Below are 22,069 nucleotides of genomic sequence, written 5' to 3'. Positions count from 1 at the left end.
CTGTTTTGCTGTAAATAATCGTTAATTTTGCAAGTAGTATGAGTCATAATAAACAAGCAAAAAAGGGTGTTTTGTTAGTGCAATTGGGTACGCCAAACGCTCCTACAAAGGATCAGGTTGGGAAATATCTAACGGAGTTTTTAATGGATCCACGCGTAATGGATATTCCTTATTTTTCTAGAACCTTGTTGGTGAAGGGAGTGATTGTTCCTAAAAGAGCTCCATTATCTGCTCATACGTATTCAACAATTTGGGATCAAACAACAGGATCCCCCTTGATGCATTACAGTGTGTTGCAAAAAGATATGCTTCAGAAAGAACTTGGAGAGCAGTACCATGTAGAATTGGCCATGCGCTATCAAGAACCTTCTCTGCAGAAAGCAATGAAAAACTTAGAAGGGATGTTTTTAGATTCATTGCAAGTGATTCCTATGTTTCCGCAATATGCCTCGGCAACTACTGGTTCGATTATTGATCGTGTAATGGAGTTAATGCGTGGTTGGCAATACTTTCCCAAATTAAGTTTTGTGAGTAGTTATTGCGATAACCCTTTGATGATAGATGTCATCGCTGAGCATGCAAATAAATTTGATTTGGAAGCCTACGATCATTTTTTGTTTAGTTATCACGGTTTACCCGTACGACAGCTATCCAAGATTGATCCAAAAAAGGAGTTGGATTGTCCTGATAATGGCTGTCAATCGTGTCAAGATAAATTGAACTCCTTTTGTTATTTATCTCAGTGTTACGCCACAACACGGGCTATTGTTTCTAAATTGAATATACCCAAAGAAAAGCATACGGTTTGCTTTCAATCCAGGTTGGGTAAGACTCCCTGGGTGCAACCATATACTTCGGATACCTTGCGTGATTTAGCGGGCAAAGGCATAAAGAAATTGTTGGTATTTAGTCCTGCTTTTGTGGCAGATTGCATTGAAACACTGGACGAGATTCAGGTCGAATATGCAAATGAATTCAAACAATTAGGTGGGGAGCAGGTTCATATGGTGGAGAGTTTAAATAACAATCCAAAATGGATCCAGGCGCTCAAAGGAATGATTTTGGAAAATAGAAATTAAAGATGTTAAAATTAAATGTAGTCATATTACTTTTATTAGATTTTTACATTTTCTTTGCTCTTCGGGCAACGAAGATAGAATTTATAAAAACTAAATGGTTCTCTTTCGTTTGGTGGGGATATTCGATTAGCTTGCTTATCGGACTATTGATCTCATTTACCTATTCGATCCCACTTATGGTTCGATCGATCATATTGGTCGCTTTTTTTATCACAGCGGTGAGTAAGTTTATTTATGCTTTTGTTTTACTGATCGACGACCTTCGCCGTGGAGGTATTTGGTTTAAACGGATATTTTCTAGAAAACCACAAACCGATGCCAAAGAAATTATTCAAGAACTGCAAGAACCCTTACCGGAGGTTCCTAGAAAAGGGATTTCGCGGTCTGATTTTTTGTTGAAATCCGGACTGATTGTCGCCTCTTTACCTATGTTGCCTTTAGCATGGGGAGTTATTTCGACGGCTTATGATTATCGGGTTCGCCGGTTAAAACTTGTTTTGCCAAATTTGCCAAAAGAATTTTATGGATTAAAAATTGCGCAGATTTCTGATGTACATTCTGGATCGTTTTATAATAAAACTGCTGTTCAAGGAGGTGTGGATATGCTACTGAACGAAAAACCAGACGTCATATTTTTTACTGGTGATTTGGTGAATAATGTTGCTTCCGAGATGAGAGACTATCAAGATATCTTCAGTAAAGTAAAGGCACCTTTGGGCGTTTATTCTACTTTGGGAAATCATGATTATGGCGATTATTACTATGGACCTACCGATTCTCCCGCCAAGAGGAAGAACCTTCAGGATGTTATTGAGACGCACAAGGTGATGGGCTGGGACTTGTTAATGGACGAAAACAGAACGCTTAAAATCGGTCAGGATGAGCTTTCAATCGTTGGTGTTCAAAATTGGGGTACAGGAAGATTTCCAAAAAAGGGAGATATCCAAAAAGCATTGATTGGGACGCAGGATAAGCCTGTTAAATTGTTATTATCTCATGATCCATCTCATTGGCGAGCGGAAGTGTTGGATACCGATATAGATGCGATGTTTGCCGGACATACTCATGGGATGCAATTTGGAGTTCGTGGAGTAGATTTCCAATGGAGCCCTGCAAAATATATTTACAAGGAATGGGCTGGTTTATACCGGGAAGATCATTCTCAATTATATGTTAATACAGGTTATGGTTTCCTAGGTTACCCCGGAAGGGTAGGCATTGCTCCTGAGATCACCGTATTTGAATTGGTTAATGCTTAGTGCAGATTATTAAATGGGCATTTGAGATCACCGTTAGAGGAGCTGGACGCTTGAATTGCCGCTGCCTTGCTGCTACTGGGTGAGTTTATAAATATATTCTTCAATTTCTGTTTGCCGAGCATTGGCAAATCCTTTGTCTGTACCTATTTTTAGAAAACCGCATTTCTCTAACACCTTTTGTGAACCATAATTGTCAAATGCAACGCGTGCGCGCAACGGTCTTGTTTGTTCAATTGTCAGAAATTTTTGGAGAGCTGCGGTGGCAACGCCCTGTCCCCAAAACTTTTTATCGATCCAATAGGTAATTTCTGCATCATCTTCCAGTATGAATTTTGCGATGCTTCCTGAAATTTCGCCATTCACCTTTATTGTCCTCGTATTGATGGTGGGATCCATCAAATGTTTTGTGTATTTCTCAATATAAGCCGTTTTATCGTTTGGGTCCTTGGCTGTGAAAGCGGCTAGATGGTTCGCTTCTTTATCCAGCTGAAACTCAAAAAATGCATTTAAATCATCATTCTCTGTTTCCTCTAATGTGATGTAGTTTGTCTTCATAATTTCGATATTTTGAAATGGTTTATTGTTTCCAAATGCTCAATTCTAAGTGCAAAATATCGCACTTAAGTGAGTTATGAAACCGTTTGAAAAACAAGGTAAGTTACTGATAATTTAAAATTTTGTTTTACACTTTTACCATGTTTAAGCGGAGATTTGAAAACCTAGCCTCTCAGCATGCATTGTAGTGGGTAATTTAGTTGGTTGGTAAGTTCCCAATGGTTATACTTGTTGAAAAAGTCAAAACGGTTGTAAAATCTATATTTACAACCGTTTTGACTTTTTTAATCTTTGATGATTTTTGCGGAATTAATTTTAAACATTCTCAAGCACCTACCAAGAGTGGTAAACGAGAATCTATGTTTCTAACCAAAAAACCGCTCGGTATCAAAGCCATGTTCTGTGAGCACCTCAGCTGGAACACCGTTCCATACGCCGGGTTTATTGCCTTGATAACCGATGTCTTTAACGCCAATCTCACTGGTATAGAATCCAGATGCCGTTAAATTTCGCATCAAAGAAAAGAATGCAACACCTTGGCCCATTTCCGGTTTTGCCTTTGCAGGATATGCTATTTGATCAACTAGAGCAATTTGTTGCTCTTTCTTACATTTGATAAATGCATTTCCGTAGTTTTTTTGTGAGTATACATCGAGCCATTTTAGGCCACCACGCATGGGTATTTTGTTACTTGGTATGTCCTTTACGATGAATTCTATAAATTCCGGAACTTTCGCCTCAGATGCGCTCGGCGAGATCTCATCCTTTGGTATAATGATATCAGCTAGCACGGTAATGGTTGCCATTTCATGTTCAGAGAAAAAGGTCTCTTCATGCAGTCGCTTGTTTCGTTCAAATTCGAAGTCTTGGACTCCGGGGTGTTTGTCTGAATCTGCAGCAAGTTTTCCTTGATCCTGCTTATTTTCAGTATTACACGAACTTGCAATGACTCCAGAACCCGCTGCAAGTAAACCTAATGCTTTTAGTGAATCTCTTCTATTCATAATTTTTTGAGATTAGCTATTTAATTTTTTCTTTTCTTGGAGGATGTATTCCGCAGTTCGCATAGAAAGTGCCAAAATAGTCCACGTTAAGTTTTTATCTCCTTGTTGTACAAAAGGACCGGCATCTACCACATAGAGGTTTTTGCAATCATGTGCTTGTCCCCATTTGTTTAGCACAGATGTCTTTGGATCATTACCCATGCGGGTGGTACCACCTTCATGAATAATTTTTCCAGGTGCCTCTAATCCATACAAGGTATCCGCTCCAGGGATATTGGAGGTGATCACAGCGCCCATTTCATGCATGATACTTTGAAAAGTCTCTTGCATGTGTTTGGCTTGAGCAACCTCTTCATTAGCCCATTTGTAATGAAAACGTAGGGTTGGTATACCGAATTTATCTACTCCATTCGGGTCTATCTCGCAATAATTGTCCTTACGAGCAAGTGCGGTTCCACGGCCAGCCATTCCAACATTTGCACCGTAAAAGCGGCGATAATCTTTTTTCAATTCAGCGCCATATCCTCCTGCATCTTTATGTTCACCATTCTTTGCCGGCACAGAGCCGTTTACACTAGGAACCCAGTTCATAAAGCCATAGGATGGCATATGTAAACCTCCGCCATATTCAATGTGATACCCTCTTGGGAAATTAAGTTTGGAATTGTCACCCCACCATGGCGAGTAAATATGTACGCTTCCTGCTCCGTCTTCGTTGTATCGTTTTCGGTCTAAGAGTTGAGGTAAAAATCCCCCTAAACTCGCTCCAGTTGAGTCGTGTAAGTATTTTCCAACTAAGCCGCTGCTATTACCTGCTCCTGCGGGATGAGCTTTGGACTTTGAATTTAGCATTAAGCGTGCGCTTTCGCACGCGCTTGCACCCAATATTACCGTTTTTCCTTTTACGGCATATTCCTGAAGATCTTTGGTATTTAAGTAGGAAACTCCGGTTGCTAGTCCTTCATCATTGGTTAGAATTTCGCGGACCATGGCATTGTCAATCAATTTTAGATTTCCAGTCTTCATCGCTGGAATCACCAAGCATGATGAGGATGAGAAATCCCCATACACTTTACAAGATCTTCCACATTGTCCACAATAAAAACAAGTACCTCTGCCTTTTATTTCGGGTGAAGATTCTGTCAATACTGCTCCACGTCCCGGGATTACTGGAACTCCAGCTTTTCGGGCTCCTTTTGATATGTATAGTTCGTTCAGTCTCGGTTTTGGTGGCTTCATGAAAATTCCATCCGGTTCGTTTGGAATTCCTTCCACACTACCATACACACCGATCATCCGGTCTACTCGGTCATAAAATGGTTTTACTTCATCATAACTGATTGGCCATGCATCGGTAATGCCGTCTTTTGGTTTGAAATCATCTGGACCCATTCTTAATGAAATACGTCCCCAATGGTTCGTACGTCCCCCCAGCATTCTAGCCCGAAACCAGGCGAATTCAGTGCCTGCAACGCTGCTATAGGGCTCCCCATCAAGTTCCCATCCGCCATATGCGGCATCAAAATCCCCAAATGGTCGAGTTGTTGAGGCACCACGACGTGGTGATTCCCATGGCCATTTAAGTTGAAGGGCATCCTTGGCTGGGTCAAAAAATGGTCCGGCCTCAAGCATCAACACTTTTAAACCCGCTTCAGCCAAAATGTAACCAGCCATACCGCCACCGGCGCCAGAACCAACAATTATGGCATCAAAAACTTCTGGATTTTCTTTAATCTGATAACTACTCATTACTCTCTTTCGATCAATTTACACCTAGATTTATTGTCTTTGGAGCTAATTTGTGCTAACTCCATTTAGCAATGTACTAAAATTATAAAAGAATTGGATAAGGTCGCCCTGTTAAACGTATTATTTTTGATACTTAATCAGGCAAAAATGAGCTAAACAAATAGTGATTTTTAATGACTTCAGCGGCTCGAAAAGGGGAGAATGTTTTTATTAAAAATTTTATTTTATTTTCTGGCAACCGGGTGATTCCTCTTCGCAGGATTGTTAAATCAGTATTTTGTTCTTTTTTGTCTTTAATTTTTTTTTCAAAAACATTCGACGAGCACGTGATAACTATCCTCTTTGTCACCCAAATTTGGGGTGAATTCTAAAAGGAAATGGCTTGCTAAATTTTTTTATTTTTTTTATTCTTCAGCTTTCTTTTTTTTAGATTTAAAATGAGTTTTCCTGTTTTTTCGAAAAATTAATGTACCTTAATGTTTTGATTAACCGATTTAGTTAAGTTTAAACTCATATTTTCAGTTTGTTTAATTCCAATCACTCGTGTCTACATTCTGCTTTGTTTTGGAATGTTTTAACCTGTATGTTTGGGTAAACCTAGAAAGCGTTATTTTTATTAATTTGTATGATTTCCACGCCTTATAAAACTTTTCTATTGCCGAGCCTGCTTTTGATGCTGAGTGCTTGTTCTTCTAGTTTTACAAAAAGTACGCAGGAAGGTAAGTTGCCTGCTGCAAGTAGGTATACCAATCCTGTATTCGAACCTGTCCTGGCTGATCCTTCGGTTTTTCGAGACCCTTTGAGTAAAAAATTCTATGCCTATGGGACGCAAGATAATTGGAATGATGGAAAGGGATCCAAACTGGTCCCTATTCTGGAGTCCACGGACATGATGAATTGGAGCTATGTTGGAGAAGCGTTATCTGAACGGCCAACCTGGAAAAAAAAGGGAGGGATATGGGCTCCAGATGTCCACCTTGTGGATGGGAGATACCATATGTATTACTCGTATTCCACCTGGGGAGATCCCAATCCGGGTATTGGTTTGGCCATAGCAGATTCTCCAAAGGGACCTTTTGTAGATCAGGGTATGCTCTTCAACAGCAAACAAATTGATGTTCCTAATTCGATCGATCCATTCTATATTCAAGATAAAGGTCAAAAATATATTTTTTGGGGTAGTTTTAGTGATGCTCCCAATCAGGGAATATATGCTATTGAACTTCAAAAAGATGGCAAAGCTATTGGAAGAAACAAAAAACATAAGATAGCCGCTGGAGATTTTGAGGCTTCGACCCTTTATAAACGAAAAGGCTATTATTATTTCATAGGTTCAAAAGGTTCTTGTTGTGAAGGTGTTAAAAGTACGTATCATGTCTTGGTTGCCCGTTCTAAAAACCTACTGGGGCCCTATTTGGATAAGCAGGGGCGGGATATAAAAACACGTGGAAATGGGACGCTTTTGCTTAAAGGAAATGATCGTTTTGTAGGTACCGGTCACACCTCTGGGATTGTTCAGGATGATCTCAAGGGAGATTGGATCTATTATCATGCCATCGATGCCAGTCAGGGGAAGTTGGCTAACGGAACAAACCGGCGGGTATTGATGATGGATAAATTGTCCTGGAAAGAAGGTTGGCCTTTTATAGCGGAAACTACACCTTCAACGAATGCCCTATCTCCTGTAATTAACTCCTTAAAATAAACGATAAATGATACGTGTAAAATATAACTTTTGGTTACCAGTCTTAACGCTGGTTTTTACATTCTTTTCCCAAAAAGGGCTGGCTCAGGAATTACCTGGAAATCCTTTGGATGTAGCTTTGGGCGACCCTTATATTCTTTTCGATGAATCCAGCGGGATGTATTATATGTATGGAACCGGAGGAACCCACAATGGTTTTGTGGCTTATTCGTCTAAAGATTTAAAAGAATGGAAGTTGCAGGGCGAAATTTACAGCAATAAGCAAGAAAAATCTTGGGGTACCAAAGATTTTTGGGCTCCTGAGGTCTATAAATGGGGGGATAAATTTTATTTATTTTACAGTGCACATTGGAAGAATAACCCTGGTGATGAACTGGAAAATTATAAAATTGGCGTGGCCCAGGCAAGCAGTCCTTTAGGACCTTTTAAGGACATGACCGGTGAACCTTTGTTTGATCCGGGGTATCCGATTATAGATGCGAACGTTTTTGTGGATGATGATGGGAAAATGTATTTGTATTACTCCAGATGTTGCTACAAACATCCGGTTGAATCTGAAATCGCGCAATGGGCCAAAAAACACAATGGTTACCAGGAAATAGAAGAGAGTTGGGTTTATGGCGTTGAACTTTCCAAAGACCTCACAGGGGTGATTGGCGAACCTAAGCTTTTGCTAAGACCTCCGCTTAAAATGGACGATAAACAGGCCACCTGGGAAAGTCAATCTGTTCTACAAGCTGAAATTAATAGAAGGTGGACAGAGGGATCTTACCTGTTGAAAAAAAATGGCATTTATTATATGATGTATTCTGCAAATCATTATGCCGGACCGCATTATGCGGTTGGTTATGCGACCTCCGATCACCCACTTGGAACCTTTAATAAATCTTCAGACAATCCGGTTCTTGCTCAAAATACGGCTAAAGGTGGTGATGTGACAGGGACCGGCCATAACTCTGTATTGAAGACCAGCGAGGGGAAAATGTATTGTGTTTACCATGGACGTACCAAACGAACTGGTGAAAAAAGGGTTGTTTTTATTGATTTGATGGAGATAGATGAGGCTGGCCGTTTAAAAATCAATGGTCCCAGCACAAAATAGTAATGGAATTTGTATATTAGACCCTCTAAATTAATTTAAACCCATGTCCGATTTTGCAATTAATGATATTCCACATACCAGGTTGAACCTGCTTACCGGGGAGAAGATTTTGGTCTCACCGCATCGAAGTAAACGACCTTGGCAAGGACAAATAGAGGATTTACCACCAGACAATAGACCCGGGTATGATCCGAGTTGTTACCTGTGCCCTGGAAATTCCAGAGCAGACGGCTCTTTGAACCCGGATTATCAGGAGAGTTTCGTTTTTACCAATGATTTTTCGGCTTTGCTTGAGGATACGCCATTTGCTGAACTCAATGAGAATAACTTGCTGGTTGCTCAAACCGAGCGTGGCCTTTGTAAGGTAATCGCTTTCAGTCCAAGACATGATTTAACGCTTGCTCAAATGGAACTGGATGATATAAAAAAGGTGGTGGATGTTTGGCAACAGGAATTTATAACATTAGCACAGAAAGATTGGATAAAATACATTCAGATTTTTGAGAATAAAGGCGCTATTATGGGGTGTAGTAACCCACATCCTCATGGCCAGATATGGGCGCAAAGTAGTCTTCCTGTTGAGCTTCAAAAAGAAGAAGGACAACAAAAGCATTATTTTCAAAGCCATGGAGTTTCTCTTTTGCGTGATTATTTGGATTTGGAGTTACAGAAAAAACAGCGCATTATTATCGAAAATGAGCATTTTGTTGCCTTGGTGCCGTTTTGGGCTGCTTGGCCATTTGAAACCCTTGTCATCAGCAAAAGACACATTCGTAACATTTCAGAATTTTCCGAGGAGGAAAAACAAGACTTGGCTAAAACGCTGAGTGAACTGACAATTCGTTACGATAATATTTTTTCTACCTCCTTTCCGTATTCAGCAGGTATGCACCAGGCCCCGGTGAATTCGGGAAATATAGACCATTGGCATTGGCATATGCATTTCTATCCGCCTTTATTGCGCTCGGCAACGGTGAAGAAATTCATGGTAGGCTATGAAATGCTGGCCAATCCACAACGCGATATAACCGCCGAACATGCCGCCCAGGTATTACGCAATCAACCAACCATTCACTATAAAAACAAAGATTAATGATTGATAGAAAGCAAATTTGTGATCGATTCAAAGAGGTATTTCATGAGCAAGCTGCTTTAGTTGTAAAATCACCTGGCCGGATTAATATCATCGGCGAACATACAGATTATAATGAAGGGTTTGTTCTGCCAGCGGCTATCGATAAAGCCATTTATGTGGGGATCAGCAAACGGGAGGATCAATTCATCTATCTATATGCAGAAGACTTTAAACAGGCCTATCAGGTTCATTTGGACGAGGTAGCACCTACGGAGTTGGGGTGGCCGAATTATATTTTAGGGGTGGTTAATCAGTTAAAAGAAAGAGGTTTAAAACTTTCTGGGTTTAACCTGTATCTCGATGGAGACATTCCGGTCGGTGCCGGCTTATCCTCTTCGGCGGCAGTGGAATGCGCGAGCGCTTTTGCCTTGAATGAATTGTATGATTTAGGGCTGGACCGCATTGAGATTGCCAAAATTGGCCAGTTATCTGAACATACCTACGCGGGAGTGATGTGTGGAATTATGGACCAATTTGCCTCTGTTTTGGGTAAAGCGAATCAAGTTCTGCGTTTAGACTGCCGGGATTTATCGTATAACTATCTTCCTTTGGCACTGGGAGATTATGAAATTTTATTGCTAAACACCAACGTGAAGCATTCCTTAGCATCTTCGGCCTATAACGATCGCCGGAAATCCTGTGAAAATGCTGTTTCCCTGGTTCAAAAGAAGTATCCACAGGTGAAAAGCCTAAGGGATGTTAGCCAGGAAATGCTCGATGAAATGGTCAAACCTGAACAGCAGGATTGGTATGAAAAAAGCAGCTTTGTCGTTCAAGAGAACGAACGCTTGAATAAAGCCTGTAGAGCATTAGAACAAGGAAATATTCACGAATTAGGGCATCAGATGTTTTTGGCACATGATGCGTTGAGCGAACAATACCAAGTTAGCTGTAAAGAACTTGATTTTTTAGTACAGCAAGCTAAAATGCATGACCAGGTGATTGGTGCGCGTATGATGGGGGGTGGATTCGGTGGTTGTACCATTAATATTGTTGAAAAGGGTTATGCCCATGAATTAATTGCACACGTAAGTCCGGCCTATCACGCTAAATTTCAATTGGAACTAACTCCTATTGCTGTTACTACGGGCAATGGAACAGAATTAATATATTAGATCAATTATAAACAGCTATTATGAAAAAGACATTAGCAAATGTATTGCTTTGCCTGGGGATTCTCTCGGTAATTTCTTGTGGAAATACTGGAGAGAAGAAGACCGATACCCAGACGGATTCGGCGGGAATTATGCTGGATTCGATCTCCTTTTCTCAGGATATTGAAGGCCAGCGAGCACACCTGTATACCTTAAAAAATGCTTCTGGAGCAAAAGCGTATTTGACCAATTTTGGCGCGCGCTTAGTTGGACTCTTGGTCCCTGATAAAGATGGAGAGCTGCGTGATGTGGTTTTGGGCTTTGATCAGGCTTCCTTGTATCACAATCCGCAGGAACCTTATTTTGGGCCTATTGTTGGTCCATTTGGTAACCGGATTGCTAAAGGGAAGTTTTCTATTGATTCTCAGGAATTTACCTTGCCTGTAAATAACGGGCCTAACACGCTGCATGGTGGATTTAAAGGAGTTCATTTTGGAAATTGGAAAGTTAAGACCGCCAGCGATAACTCGGTTACTTTTACCTACACCTTACCTGATAAACAGGAGGGGTTTCCGGGGGATATTCATATGGAGGTGACCTATAGTTTATCAGATCAGAATGAACTAACCATTAATTATCAGGCCACCACGGATCGCAAAACGGTGATCAATTTAACAAATCATGCTTATTTTAATTTAAATGGTGAAGGGAGCGGAACGATTTTAAATCATGAGCTCGCCTTGTACGCCGATCAGATCACTCCTGTAGACAGCACCTTGATTCCCACAGGCGAATTAACCCCTGTTAAAGGTGGTCCGTTTGATTTTACGAGTGCAAAAACCATTGGAAGGGATATCGATCAAAAAGATACCCAATTGCAATATGGAGGAGGGTATGATCATAATTTTGTTTTGAATCAAACCAAAGTGAATGGCTTAAATCATGCCGCTACAGTTCGTGGCGATAAAAGTGGAATTGTGATGGATATTTATACTCAGGAGCCTGGAATTCAATTTTATAGTGGAAATTTTATGGCTGAAAAAGTGACCTTGAAATCGGGCGCTAAGGACAGTTTTCGCACCGGTTTTTGTTTAGAACCTCAGCATTTCCCAGATTCACCAAATCAACCAAATTTCCCCTCTACACTACTTAATCCAGGGGAAACCTATTCAACTAAATCAGTTTACAAGTTTACTTCAAAATAAGCCTCATGGATATTAAAGATTATATCGTCTTTCTCTGTTACTTCTTCATTGTTGCGGGGTACGGGCTCTATATTTATTATAAGAAAAGATCTGCCACAGAAGGCTCGAAAGATTATTTTTTAGCAGAGGGTTCACTCACTTGGTGGGCCATCGGCGCCTCATTAATTGCCTCCAATATCTCGGCCGAACAATTTATCGGGATGAGTGGTTCAGGATTTAAGATCGGTCTTGCTATTGCGACCTACGAATGGATGGCCGCAGCGACTCTGATTGTGGTGGCTGTCTTTTTTCTTCCGGTGTACTTGAAGAATAAGATTTTCACTATGCCGCAGTTTTTGAATGTACGTTATAACGGGACGGTTGCGATGATTATGGCCGTTTTCTGGTTATTGCTTTACATTGTGGTGAATTTAACATCCATCTTGTTCTTGGGTGCTTTGGCGGTCTCAAGTATTGCTGGAATAGACTTCCAGACCTGTATGATTGGGCTAGCCATTTTTGCCATTGTGATCACCTTAGGAGGAATGAAAGTTATCGGGTATACCGATGTGATTCAGGTTTTCTTTCTGATCTTAGGAGGATTGGCAACCACGTATTTAGCGCTTGATCTGGTTTCCGATCACTTCGGCGGTTCAGGTATTTTAGAAGGATTCTCTATTGTTCAAGATAAGGCGGCTGATCATTTTCATATGATTTTAAAACCTGATAATCCAAACTACTTAGATCTTCCTGGCCTGAGTGTTCTGGTGGGCGGTATGTGGATTGTCAATCTAAATTATTGGGGCTGTAATCAATACATTACCCAAAGGGCTTTAGGGGCAGATCTATCCACCGCTAGAAACGGATTGTTGTTTGCCGCAGTTTTAAAACTATTAATGCCAATCATTGTTGTTCTCCCTGGTATTGCAGCTTTTGTTTTGTACCAAGATGGACTATTCCAGAGTGAAATGATGGCCGGTGGTGAAATAAATCCAGATCGCGCTTATCCTGTATTATTGAACCTACTTCCTGTTGGACTGAAAGGATTGTCTTTTGCTGCTTTAACAGCGGCCGTGGTAGCCTCCTTAGCCGGTAAAGCAAATTCCATTGCAACAATTTTTACCCTGGATATATACCAAAAGATTTTTTCAACCAATGCAAGCGAGAAGAAGTTGGTGAATGTAGGGAAGATCACCATTGTGGTTTCAATGATCCTTGCTATTTTGATTGCGCCTCATTTGGGAATTGACAAAAAAGGAGGTTTCCAATACATTCAGGAATACACTGGGTTTGTTTCTCCGGGTATTTTTGCGATGTTCTTGCTGGGATTCTTCTGGAAGAGGACAACCTCCAATGCGGCCCTATTCGCCACTATCGGGGGATTCATTATGTCGTTAATTCTAAAGTTTTTACCAAAGTTTGCAGATTTATCATTCTTATCTTCTACCGGTTTTTCTATTCCTGTAAATGGCGTGTACGAAATTCCTTTCATCGACCGTGTAGGATTTGTATTTATCTTCTGTTTAATCGGTATGTATTTGATTAGTATGGTTGAGAATAAAAGAGGGATTGTACCTAAAGGGCTCGAAGTGGATCCTAAAATGTTTAAGACCACAACAGGTTTTGCCGTTGGAGCACTACTTGTTTTGGGTATTACGGCCGCTTTATATACCATTTTCTGGTAAACGAAGAGGCGAGAATTAACTCAGAGAAGTAAACAAATGCCAATCAGAAAGGAATGATTGGCATTTGTTGTCATTAAACCAGTATACCATGCAAACGACCTCAAATTCTCAACGACTACAATCTTTGGATTTCATGCGCGGGTTGATTATGTTTTTACTGGCCTTGGAGGCTTGTGAATTCTATGCTCACCTGGCAAATCTAAGTACTGAACCCAGTATTTTTTCCAGAGTTCTAAATCATTTTTTTCACGCAGGCTGGTATGGACTTCACTTTTGGGATACGATTCAACCGGCTTTCATGTTTATGGCTGGAATTGCGATGACTTATTCTTTACATAGACAAATTCAAAATGGAATTCCCTGGTCTGAGCGGTTAACCAAAACGCTAAAACGGAGTGGATTACTTATTTTTTGGGGAATTTTTAAGCGAATCTCTAATTCGGAATGGTTTGCCTTAGATGCATTGGACGTAACGGATATTTTAACTCAGCTAGCGTTCACCTCTCTGATTGCATTTTTCCTGTTTAATTTGCGAATTCGTTATTTAATCTTGGCCTGTGCTTTATTGCTGCTGTTTACGGATCTTATGTACCGTTTCTGGGATGTGCCAGGCTTTGATAAGGGTTTTGCCCCCAAAGAAAACTTTGGGAATTGGCTAGACTGGGTATTGTTCGGACAAAAGAGTAATATGTATGTTTTTGTGAATTGGATTCCCACAGCTGTTCATACGATAGCAGGCGTCATTGTAGGGAAGCTTTTTTTGCAAAACAACGCTTCAATAAAGACGCTATCAATTTGCGGTTTATTTTGTTTAATTGTTGGATATACCCTGGATGTGCTGAATTTAGTTCCGATCATGAAACCGATTGCCACAGGCTCTTTCATGTTAGCTTCTTTGGGTTTTTGCTTACTTATGGTAAGTCTCTTGTATTGGTGGATAGATCTGAGAGGCCATCGAAAAGGATTGTTGTTCTTTCAGGTTATTGGGATGAATTCCATTTTCATTTACCTTTTCTTTGATATTGTGGGAAAGAAATGGTTCAATGGCTATGTGCTGATGATTCTTGATCCAGTGTTTGCTGCGATTAATTTCCCCCATTCCCTTGTGCTGATTCTTTGTTCGATTGTGGTGTTTTCTTTAGAATGGTCGCTGTGTTATTTCTTGTACAAGAAACGGATATTCTTTAAACTTTGATGCGCTTTTAAATAGGGAATGCTGAACCTGAAGCCCAACATTCCTGAATAGTATACGGTAAAAATGGTTAAGCTTTTAGCTGTTCAAGTGCATTTTGAAAATCAGCAATAAGGTCCTCAATATGTTCAATGCCAACGGAAATCCGTAGCATTCCAGGAGTAATCCCCGAACTTGTTTTTTGAGATTTATCGTGATGTGAACCCCACATACTTGCCGGATGAACGGCCAGGGATTCAACTCCTCCTAAGCTCGCCGCATTTGCGAATATTTCAAGTTTACTCAATACGGATTGTGCGTTGCTATGGGCTTGATCCTGAGAATCGCCAATCACCTCGATACATAACATTCCTGTCCCCCCACGCATCTGTTTTTTAGCCAAATCATATTGAGGATGTGATTCCAAGCCTATGTAGCGAACCATTTTGATGCTTGGATGTTTTTCAAACCATTGTGCCAGGGCTAAGGCATTGCTATTGATTTGCTTTACGCGCATGGAAAGGGTTTTTAATCCCCGTAGCAACAGCCATGAGTCAAATGGGCTCAGTGATCCACCTAATGAAAGAGAACGTCTCCAAACCTTTTGGATGTATTCTTTGCTTCCGCACACCACACCTGCGGTCAGATCACTGTGTCCACCTAGATATTTGGTGGCTGAATGAATAATGATATCGATACCATAGTCGCTTGGTCGTTGATTGATAGGGGAGGCAAAGGTGTTATCAACCATTGTGGTGATGTGATGATTCTTTCCTAGTTGAGCAATATAATCTAAATCGGTGACATCTAAATTTGGGTTCGATGGGGTCTCAATATAAATTAGCTTTGTGTTTGCTTGAATAGCTGATGCGAATGCTTGATTATCCTTTTGATCCACATGGCTTACTTGGATTCCATAATCGGAGAGGAAATCTTTGAAAAATAACATGGCCCCAGAATACAACGAGTTTTGTGTGATAATATGATCACCCGTTTTTACTACAGCTAATATGGCCGTGCTGATCGCCGCCATTCCGGTGGCAAGGACCAGTGCATCCTGTGTTTTTTCCAAACTGGCAATAATTTCGGCAGCTTGAGAATTTGTTGGGTTACCGTGCCTATGGTAAAAATAAGGATGTTTAGCCTGTGTCGCAGCAACAATGTATTGTTGCAAATCATCCTCCGCGTAATAGGTTGAGGTTTGATAGATAGGGGTAACAACGGCTTTGCTATCGTTGAACTTACGTCCTTTATGGATAAGGTCGGTTTCTAAATGAGACATATCAGATGGTTTTAAAAATAACGAAACGAAAATTAAAGAAAATAACTTGTAAATTCTTAATTTGAGCACTGAAATTATTTAACATCCATCAAAAGTTTAACCTGCAATTCGATGAAAAAAATACTGACTGTTTTGGGCTGTTTGCTAGCCACACTGGCCATGGGGCAAATCAAATCGCCTTCCACATTCTTGGGCTATCCTCTGGGATCCAAAGTGACTCCATATTGGGAGGTATTGGCGTATTTTGATTACATCGCTGAGAGTTTTCCAGAACAAGTAAAAATGGAATCTTATGGAAAAACGACTCAGGGTAGACCACTTCGTGTGTATTATGTTTCTTCTGCCAAAAACATTGCAAACTTGGAATCCATACGAAACAATAACTTAAAGCTTGCGCGAACCCTACCAGGGGAAGGAGAGCTGCAAGCCCCGGCAATTGTTTGGATGAGCAATAATGTACATGGAAATGAAACTTCCTCAATTCAGGCGGCCATGTTGACTTTGTTCGAACTGCTCAACCCTTCTCACCCAAAGAGTAAATCTTGGTTGGAAAATACCTTGGTGATTATCGATCCATGTTTAAATCCGGATGGTACTGAACGTTATAACAATTGGTATAATGGCGTTTTGGGGACAAACTATAATCCAGAATTATACGCCAGGGAGCATCAAGAGCCTTGGCCAGGTGGTCGGTATAATCATTATTATTTTGATTTGAATCGAGATTGGGCCTGGCAAACACAAGTTGAAAGTACCCTTCGGGCGAAAATCTATCATAGATGGCTTCCGCATATCCATGTGGATTTCCATGAACAAGGGGTGAATTCACCGTATTATTTTCCTCCAGCAGCGGAGCCTTTGCATGAAGTGATTACACCTTGGCAAAGAGACTTTCAAGGAAGCATTGGAAGACACAACGCTTCCTATTTTGATAGCAAAGGGTGGCTGTATTTTACCAAGGAGCGCTTTGATCTATTTTACCCATCCTATGGAGATACCTATCCCATGTACAATGGTGCGATTGGGATGACCTTTGAAAAGGCAGGTAATGGTTCTGCGGGGTTGGGGGTTTATACGGATCAGAAAGATACCTTAACTTTGGTCGATCGGGTCATCCAGCATCATGCCTCAGGCATGAATATTCTCGAAATCGTTTCGCAGAACGCGGCAAAGGTTGTTCTGGAATTTAAGAAATTTGCGGATCAATCGGTCCAGGGTGAATTGTCTTCTTACCAAAGCTATATCATAAAACACGAGGCTTCCTCGGAAGCTAATATCCGAGCGTTAATGGATTTGCTGGATAAGAATAAGATTCAGTATTATTCCTCTTCTGGAACGATAAAGGGTTTAGATTACGGCAGCAAAACGCAGCAGAACTACACCTTGGCTTCCAAAGACTTGGTTATCCCTGCGAATCAAGCCAAAGCGTCCTTGATCCGCGTTCTCTTTGAACCTGAAGCCAAATTAACGGATTCCATTACTTACGATATTACAGCATGGGCGTTGCCTTACGTTTACGGCTTACAAGGCATTGCCTCTAAACAAAAAATTTCCACCTTAGAGAAATATAGTCTAAGCCCGGTGAACAATGCGCTAAGCGCAGGATTTGGGTATGCCTTTAAATGGGATGGATTTGCATCGGCTCAATTGGTTGCCGCCTTGCTAAAAGATAAAATCAAACTTCGGGTGTCCGATGCCCCTTTTAAAATAGATGGACAAGAATTTCCTGCGGGATCGGTGATGGTACCTGGCAATGGCCCTAAAAAAGAAGCACTGCAGCAGAAGCTAAAAAAGAATGCGGATCAGTTTCAAGTTCAGCTGTATGCCCTAAATTCAGGTATCCTCGAGGGTGCAAAGGACCTTGGAAGTGCACACGTCAAACCCCTAAAAACCCCTAAAGTCATGATGATGGCCGGGCCTGGACTCAGAGCAACGAATGTTGGGGAAATTTGGCATTATTTTGATCAGCAATTGAATTACCCGATCACCTTGATCCAGCCGGATGATTTTTCCAGTGTACCTTTAAATGAAATCGATGTATTTATCATGCCTAACGGTATGTATTCTTTTTTAAAAAACAAGGAACAAAGTGTGGTGTTTGAAAACTGGATAAAAGCTGGTGGTAAGGTGATTGCGCTGGAGGGTGCTGTTTCTCAACTGGCCGCTCAGAAATGGAGTACCCTTAAACAAGCCAAGGCAGACAGTACGGCAAAATCTAAAGACAAGGAGCCGGCCAAAAACTTAAAAAAATATGCTGATCGGGAACGCAGTGCGATAGATAATTATACGGCCGGTGCAATTTATAAATTAAGTTTTGATGCAACTCATCCTCTGATGTACGGACTTTCCCGTTACTACACCTTGCGCCAAAATGGACAATTGTATTCTTATTTTGAAAACAATTCTGGCTGGAATGTAGGCTACCTTACCCAGGATGCTAAAATGAGTGGTTTCGTAGGAAATTCCTTATCCAAAAAGCTGAAAAATGGTTTGGTCTTGGGCACTCAGAACCTAGGACAAGGTACCGTGATTTATTTGAACGACAATATCCTTTTCCGTAATTTCTGGCAAAGTGGTAAGTTGATCATGGCGAATGCGCTATTTATGGATATGCACTAAGGGGTGGAGGTTTACTATGAGACTGGGATTGTAAGGAATACAATCCCATTTTCTTGTGTTCGGGAAAATTTATAACATCTCGCGAAGTAGTTCTATGGCGTACTCTATACTGTTTACATTGCTAATGGCCAATCTCAATTGTCCTTTGACTTCTTTAAGATTACTGTTACTAGGATGATTTTGAACAAAGGCCAGTACTTTCCCGAATTTATCAGATTGGTAATAACTGGAATTGGGATTGTTGACGAAAAAGCCTTTCAATGTGTCCTTTTTGTAGGATATTTTCTCCAATGCGATGTCCTTGCCTAACCACTGTAAACGTAGGGTGTTGAAGAGTTCAAAGACCGGTTTGGGTATGGGACCAAAACGGTCCGCAAGCTGTTTTTCAAAAGCGCCTAACTGGTCTTCGTCTTTGAGCTTTGCGATGTCGTTGTATAGGTTATAGCGTTCAGAAACGTTGGTCACGTATTCGTCCGGAATCAATACCTCCAGATCAGTATCTATTTGGGTGAACGAAACGTATTTTCTATCTTTCTGATCGGCAAATAATTCTCCAAATTCATCGTCTTTAAGTTCCTGAACGGCCTCATCAAGAATTTTGTTGTACATTTCAAACCCGATCTCGGCGATGAATCCCGATTGTTCTGCACCCAGGAGATTTCCTGAACCGCGAATATCTAAATCACGCATAGCGACATTAAATCCAGAACCTAACTCTGAAAATTCTTCTATAGCGGATAAGCGTTTGTAGGCCTCCGGGGTAAGTGTGGAAAGTGGCGGACTCAGTAAATAACAAAAAGCTTGTTTATTTGATCGGCCAACTCGTCCACGCATTTGATGTAGATCACTCAGACCAAACATGTGCGCATGATTAATGATAATGGTATTGGAGTTGGGGATATCTAATCCGGCCTCAATGATGGTGGTAGCCATCAATACATCATACTCATGATTTATAAATTTGAGCATCACCTGTTCGAGCTCATCCCCGTCCAGCTGCCCATGGGCAATTCCAACCCGAGCCCCCGGGACTAGTTTGTGGACCAACATACCCAATTGAGGAAGGTCTGCTACTCGGTTGTGAATAAAGAATACCTGTCCCCCCCGGTCGATCTCAAAACTAACTGCTTCCTGAATTAACTGCTCATTAAACACATGAAGTTCAGTTTGTACAGGTTGTCTGTTGGGAGGTGGGGTAGAGATGATACTTAAATCGCGAGCACCCATTAATGAGAAATGAAGTGTGCGGGGTATTGGGGTCGCCGTTAGCGTCAATGAGTCCACATTTGCCCGCATTAATTTGAGCTTTTCCTTGACGGATACCCCAAATTTTTGTTCTTCATCGATGATCATCAGCCCTAGATCTTTGAATTTTACATCCTTACTGACTAAGCGATGTGTACCGATGATGATGTCTATTTTTCCTTCGGCAAGCTTTTTCAAGCTCTCTTTAATTTGTTTACTTGATTTAAAGCGATTGATGTAATCGATATTAGCAGGAAAACCCTTTAGCCTCTCGGTAAAGGTTCGGAAATGTTGATGTGCTAAAATTGTAGTCGGAACAAGAACTGCGACTTGTTTGCTATCAGCGACTGCTTTAAAGGCTGCTCGGATGGCAACCTCAGTTTTACCGAACCCGACGTCTCCACAAACCAAACGGTCCATTGGATGCGGGGACTCCATGTCTTTTTTGAGATCTGCTGTAGCTTTCTCTTGATCCGGGGTATCCTCATAAATAAAGGAGGCCTCCAGTTCGCGCTGCAAATAGGTGTCGGCACTAGAGGCATTCCCGGTCTGCGCTTTTCGTTTTGCATACAACACAATTAAGTCACGGGCAATATCCTTTACTTTTCTTTTGGTTGTTTTCTTTAATTTATCCCAAACATCGGTGCCAAGTTTATTCATTTTCGGTGTAGCACCTTCTTTGCCTGAATATTTAGCGATGCGGTTTAGAGAGTTGATATTAACGTATAGTAAATCATTGTCCGCATAGATCAACCGAATCATTTCCTGACTTTTACCATTGACGTCCACCTTTTCTAATCCAGCATATTTTCCAACCCCATGGTCAATATGGGTAATGTAATCTCCTGGTTTTAAATCGCTTAATTCTTTCAGGGTGATGGCCTGAGAACGTTCATAACCTTTGATTCGTTTGTATTTGTAATACCGGTCGAAAATCTGATGATCGGTATAACAGGCAATCTTGAGCGCATCATCCCGGAATCCTTCGCGAAGTGCTTTATAGATCGGTGTGAAATGGATTGTGTTATCCAAATCTTCTATAATCGCATATATGCGTTCGATTTGTTTGGTGGAGTCTGAAAATATATAATTTTTGATGGCATGTTTTTCATTCTCATGAAAATTATGAATCAATAGATTGAAATCTTTATTGAAAGAGGGTTGGGGATGGGTATCAAATTGAATGGTCTGGGTAGGCGGATAGAAGAACTGTTTTCCGAATTCAATGATAGTATATTCGAATAACATGGCGCCGAAATTTCGCTCGTCGGTGAAGGTAAATCGAGGATCAATCCATTGTGGGTTGTTCTGCAGATCCTTTTCAGAGAGCGCTTTCCAGAATTCGGATGCTTTTTTATACCCCTGCTTCAAAATATCAAAAGTAAACTGCACGTCCTTTATCCATACAATTGAATCATGCTCAATATATTCGAGAAGTGAAATGTGATTTTTGGATAAGAATTTAGCTTGAACATTTGGTACAATGGTTACCGTATGCATTTTTGCAACGGATAATTGTGATTCGATTTCAAAAGTTCGTATGCTTTCTATAGTGTCTCCAAAAAATTCTACCCTGTAAGGCAGATCATTCGAGAAAGAAAATATATCAACAATCCCACCACGTATAGCAAATTGCCCAGGTTCATACACAAAATCAACTCTTTCGAAATCGTATTCATACAAGAATTCATTAATGAATTCGATGCTTAATTTAGTGTTTAAGGTAATGGACAAGGTGTTCTTGTCCAGATCAGTCCGATTAATTACTTTTTCAGCGATCGCCTCTGGATAGGTAACAACGATCTTGGGTAATTCTGAGTTGGTGTTGAGTGAGCTTAAAGTTTCGGCCCGCTGCAGTACATGTGCACTGTCGGATTGCGTGAATTCAAAAGGTTTGCGGTAAGATGCCGGAAAAAATAGTACTTGCTTTTCAAAAAGACTTTCCAAATCACTCAAAAAATAGGAGGCTTCCTGATGATTGGGCAAAATAAATACATTTAGTTTCTTTTCAAGGGTATAACAGGCAGCAGCCACCATTGCATCAGCAGAACCTACTAATCCTTTGAGTTGAATTTTTGATTTTCCTTGCTGTTGGATGCTGTGCTGTAGCGTCTTGAGGTTTTCGGATTTGCAGTACTCTTCTAGTATGTTTTGAATGTTCACGCTGGCATTTATTTTTGCGAATTTACTAAACTTTTTTT

The 22,069-nt window shown here is 40.8% G+C and carries 15 protein-coding genes; 10 read left to right on the top strand and 5 right to left on the bottom strand.

Annotated elements, in window-relative coordinates; genetic code table 11:
- Nucleotides 1-38: 38 nt before the first annotated feature.
- Complete coding sequence (hemH, locus tag AC6CHH_RS11440; protein ID WP_498282927.1) at nucleotides 39-1,079, top strand: ferrochelatase; 1,041 nt, start codon at nucleotides 39-41, stop codon at nucleotides 1,077-1,079.
- A 2-nt stretch (nucleotides 1,080-1,081) separates the two neighbouring features.
- Nucleotides 1,082-2,338 carry a metallophosphoesterase gene (locus AC6CHH_RS11435; protein WP_498282925.1) on the top strand — a complete coding sequence of 419 codons (1,257 nt, stop codon included), beginning with the start codon at nucleotides 1,082-1,084 and terminating at the stop codon, nucleotides 2,336-2,338.
- Between the two features lie 72 nt (nucleotides 2,339-2,410).
- On the opposite strand, the gene AC6CHH_RS11430 is transcribed toward AC6CHH_RS11435, so the two are convergent.
- From AC6CHH_RS11430 to AC6CHH_RS11420, 3 genes are all read right to left on the bottom strand, one after another.
- Nucleotides 2,411-2,893 carry a GNAT family N-acetyltransferase gene (locus AC6CHH_RS11430; RefSeq protein WP_498282923.1) on the bottom strand — a complete coding sequence of 161 codons (483 nt, stop codon included), beginning with the start codon at nucleotides 2,891-2,893 and terminating at the stop codon, nucleotides 2,411-2,413.
- Between the two features lie 365 nt (nucleotides 2,894-3,258).
- The gene (locus AC6CHH_RS11425) at nucleotides 3,259-3,897 is read right to left on the bottom strand and encodes a gluconate 2-dehydrogenase subunit 3 family protein (protein ID WP_498282921.1); all 639 of its coding nucleotides are present in this window, start codon (nucleotides 3,895-3,897) and stop codon (nucleotides 3,259-3,261) included.
- A gap of 12 nt (nucleotides 3,898-3,909) precedes the next feature.
- Entirely contained in the window at nucleotides 3,910-5,646 is a 1,737-nt protein-coding gene (locus tag AC6CHH_RS11420) for a GMC oxidoreductase (RefSeq protein ID WP_498282919.1), read from the bottom strand.
- Between the two features lie 625 nt (nucleotides 5,647-6,271).
- Between AC6CHH_RS11420 and AC6CHH_RS11415 the strand changes: the two genes are divergently transcribed.
- The 7 genes from AC6CHH_RS11415 to AC6CHH_RS11385 all read left to right on the top strand — a co-directional run bounded on the left by AC6CHH_RS11415 (nucleotide 6,272) and on the right by AC6CHH_RS11385 (nucleotide 14,746).
- The gene (locus AC6CHH_RS11415; RefSeq protein WP_498282917.1) at nucleotides 6,272-7,351 is read left to right on the top strand and encodes a family 43 glycosylhydrolase; all 1,080 of its coding nucleotides are present in this window, start codon (nucleotides 6,272-6,274) and stop codon (nucleotides 7,349-7,351) included.
- Between the two features lie 7 nt (nucleotides 7,352-7,358).
- The gene (locus AC6CHH_RS11410) at nucleotides 7,359-8,453 is read left to right on the top strand and encodes a glycoside hydrolase family 43 protein (protein WP_498282915.1); all 1,095 of its coding nucleotides are present in this window, start codon (nucleotides 7,359-7,361) and stop codon (nucleotides 8,451-8,453) included.
- Between the two features lie 43 nt (nucleotides 8,454-8,496).
- Entirely contained in the window at nucleotides 8,497-9,546 is a 1,050-nt protein-coding gene (locus AC6CHH_RS11405) for a UDP-glucose--hexose-1-phosphate uridylyltransferase (RefSeq protein WP_498282913.1), read from the top strand.
- Nucleotides 9,546-10,703: a galactokinase gene (gene galK / locus AC6CHH_RS11400; protein WP_498282911.1), complete on the top strand. Its 1,158-nt coding sequence runs from the start codon at nucleotides 9,546-9,548 to the stop codon at nucleotides 10,701-10,703. The genes AC6CHH_RS11405 and galK overlap by 1 nt, the downstream gene beginning before the upstream one ends.
- A 20-nt stretch (nucleotides 10,704-10,723) precedes the next feature.
- Nucleotides 10,724-11,887 carry an aldose epimerase family protein gene (locus AC6CHH_RS11395; protein WP_498282909.1) on the top strand — a complete coding sequence of 388 codons (1,164 nt, stop codon included), beginning with the start codon at nucleotides 10,724-10,726 and terminating at the stop codon, nucleotides 11,885-11,887.
- A gap of 5 nt (nucleotides 11,888-11,892) precedes the next feature.
- The gene (locus AC6CHH_RS11390) at nucleotides 11,893-13,551 is read left to right on the top strand and encodes a sodium/sugar symporter (RefSeq protein WP_498282907.1); all 1,659 of its coding nucleotides are present in this window, start codon (nucleotides 11,893-11,895) and stop codon (nucleotides 13,549-13,551) included.
- Between the two features lie 88 nt (nucleotides 13,552-13,639).
- Nucleotides 13,640-14,746 carry an acyltransferase family protein gene (locus AC6CHH_RS11385; RefSeq protein ID WP_498282905.1) on the top strand — a complete coding sequence of 369 codons (1,107 nt, stop codon included), beginning with the start codon at nucleotides 13,640-13,642 and terminating at the stop codon, nucleotides 14,744-14,746.
- A gap of 67 nt (nucleotides 14,747-14,813) precedes the next feature.
- Here AC6CHH_RS11385 and AC6CHH_RS11380 read toward each other — a convergent pair whose 3' ends face one another.
- Nucleotides 14,814-16,004: a trans-sulfuration enzyme family protein gene (locus AC6CHH_RS11380; protein WP_498282904.1), complete on the bottom strand. Its 1,191-nt coding sequence runs from the start codon at nucleotides 16,002-16,004 to the stop codon at nucleotides 14,814-14,816.
- 111 nt (nucleotides 16,005-16,115) lie between these two features.
- On the opposite strand from AC6CHH_RS11380, the gene AC6CHH_RS11375 reads away from it, so the two are divergent.
- Nucleotides 16,116-18,623 (top strand): M14 family metallopeptidase, encoded by a 2,508-nt coding sequence (locus AC6CHH_RS11375; RefSeq protein ID WP_498282902.1) that lies wholly within the window; start codon nucleotides 16,116-16,118, stop codon nucleotides 18,621-18,623.
- A 69-nt stretch (nucleotides 18,624-18,692) separates the two neighbouring features.
- On the opposite strand, the gene mfd is transcribed toward AC6CHH_RS11375, so the two are convergent.
- Nucleotides 18,693-22,031: a transcription-repair coupling factor gene (gene mfd / locus AC6CHH_RS11370; RefSeq protein WP_498282900.1), complete on the bottom strand. Its 3,339-nt coding sequence runs from the start codon at nucleotides 22,029-22,031 to the stop codon at nucleotides 18,693-18,695.
- Nucleotides 22,032-22,069 lie beyond the last annotated feature (38 nt).

Source organism: Sphingobacterium sp. GQ94 (genome assembly GCF_059758715.1).
This window is presented reverse-complemented; position numbering and strand designations above follow the sequence as displayed.

What these genes read in the sequence shown, in the direction of transcription:
- AC6CHH_RS11395 (WP_498282909.1), top strand. Translation starts at nt 10,724, where the DNA reads ATGAAAAAGACATTAGCAAATGTATTGCTTTGCCTGGGGATTCTCTCG.
- AC6CHH_RS11415 (WP_498282917.1), top strand. Translation starts at nt 6,272, where the DNA reads ATGATTTCCACGCCTTATAAAACTTTTCTATTGCCGAGCCTGCTTTTG.
- AC6CHH_RS11420 (WP_498282919.1), bottom strand. Translation starts at nt 5,646, where the DNA reads ATGAGTAGTTATCAGATTAAAGAAAATCCAGAAGTTTTTGATGCCATA.
- AC6CHH_RS11425 (WP_498282921.1), bottom strand. Translation starts at nt 3,897, where the DNA reads ATGAATAGAAGAGATTCACTAAAAGCATTAGGTTTACTTGCAGCGGGT.
- AC6CHH_RS11385 (WP_498282905.1), top strand. Translation starts at nt 13,640, where the DNA reads ATGCAAACGACCTCAAATTCTCAACGACTACAATCTTTGGATTTCATG.
- AC6CHH_RS11390 (WP_498282907.1), top strand. Translation starts at nt 11,893, where the DNA reads ATGGATATTAAAGATTATATCGTCTTTCTCTGTTACTTCTTCATTGTT.
- AC6CHH_RS11375 (WP_498282902.1), top strand. Translation starts at nt 16,116, where the DNA reads ATGAAAAAAATACTGACTGTTTTGGGCTGTTTGCTAGCCACACTGGCC.
- AC6CHH_RS11435 (WP_498282925.1), top strand. Translation starts at nt 1,082, where the DNA reads ATGTTAAAATTAAATGTAGTCATATTACTTTTATTAGATTTTTACATT.
- AC6CHH_RS11430 (WP_498282923.1), bottom strand. Translation starts at nt 2,893, where the DNA reads ATGAAGACAAACTACATCACATTAGAGGAAACAGAGAATGATGATTTA.
- galK (WP_498282911.1), top strand. Translation starts at nt 9,546, where the DNA reads ATGATTGATAGAAAGCAAATTTGTGATCGATTCAAAGAGGTATTTCAT.
- AC6CHH_RS11410 (WP_498282915.1), top strand. Translation starts at nt 7,359, where the DNA reads ATGATACGTGTAAAATATAACTTTTGGTTACCAGTCTTAACGCTGGTT.
- AC6CHH_RS11380 (WP_498282904.1), bottom strand. Translation starts at nt 16,004, where the DNA reads ATGTCTCATTTAGAAACCGACCTTATCCATAAAGGACGTAAGTTCAAC.
- hemH (WP_498282927.1), top strand. Translation starts at nt 39, where the DNA reads ATGAGTCATAATAAACAAGCAAAAAAGGGTGTTTTGTTAGTGCAATTG.
- AC6CHH_RS11405 (WP_498282913.1), top strand. Translation starts at nt 8,497, where the DNA reads ATGTCCGATTTTGCAATTAATGATATTCCACATACCAGGTTGAACCTG.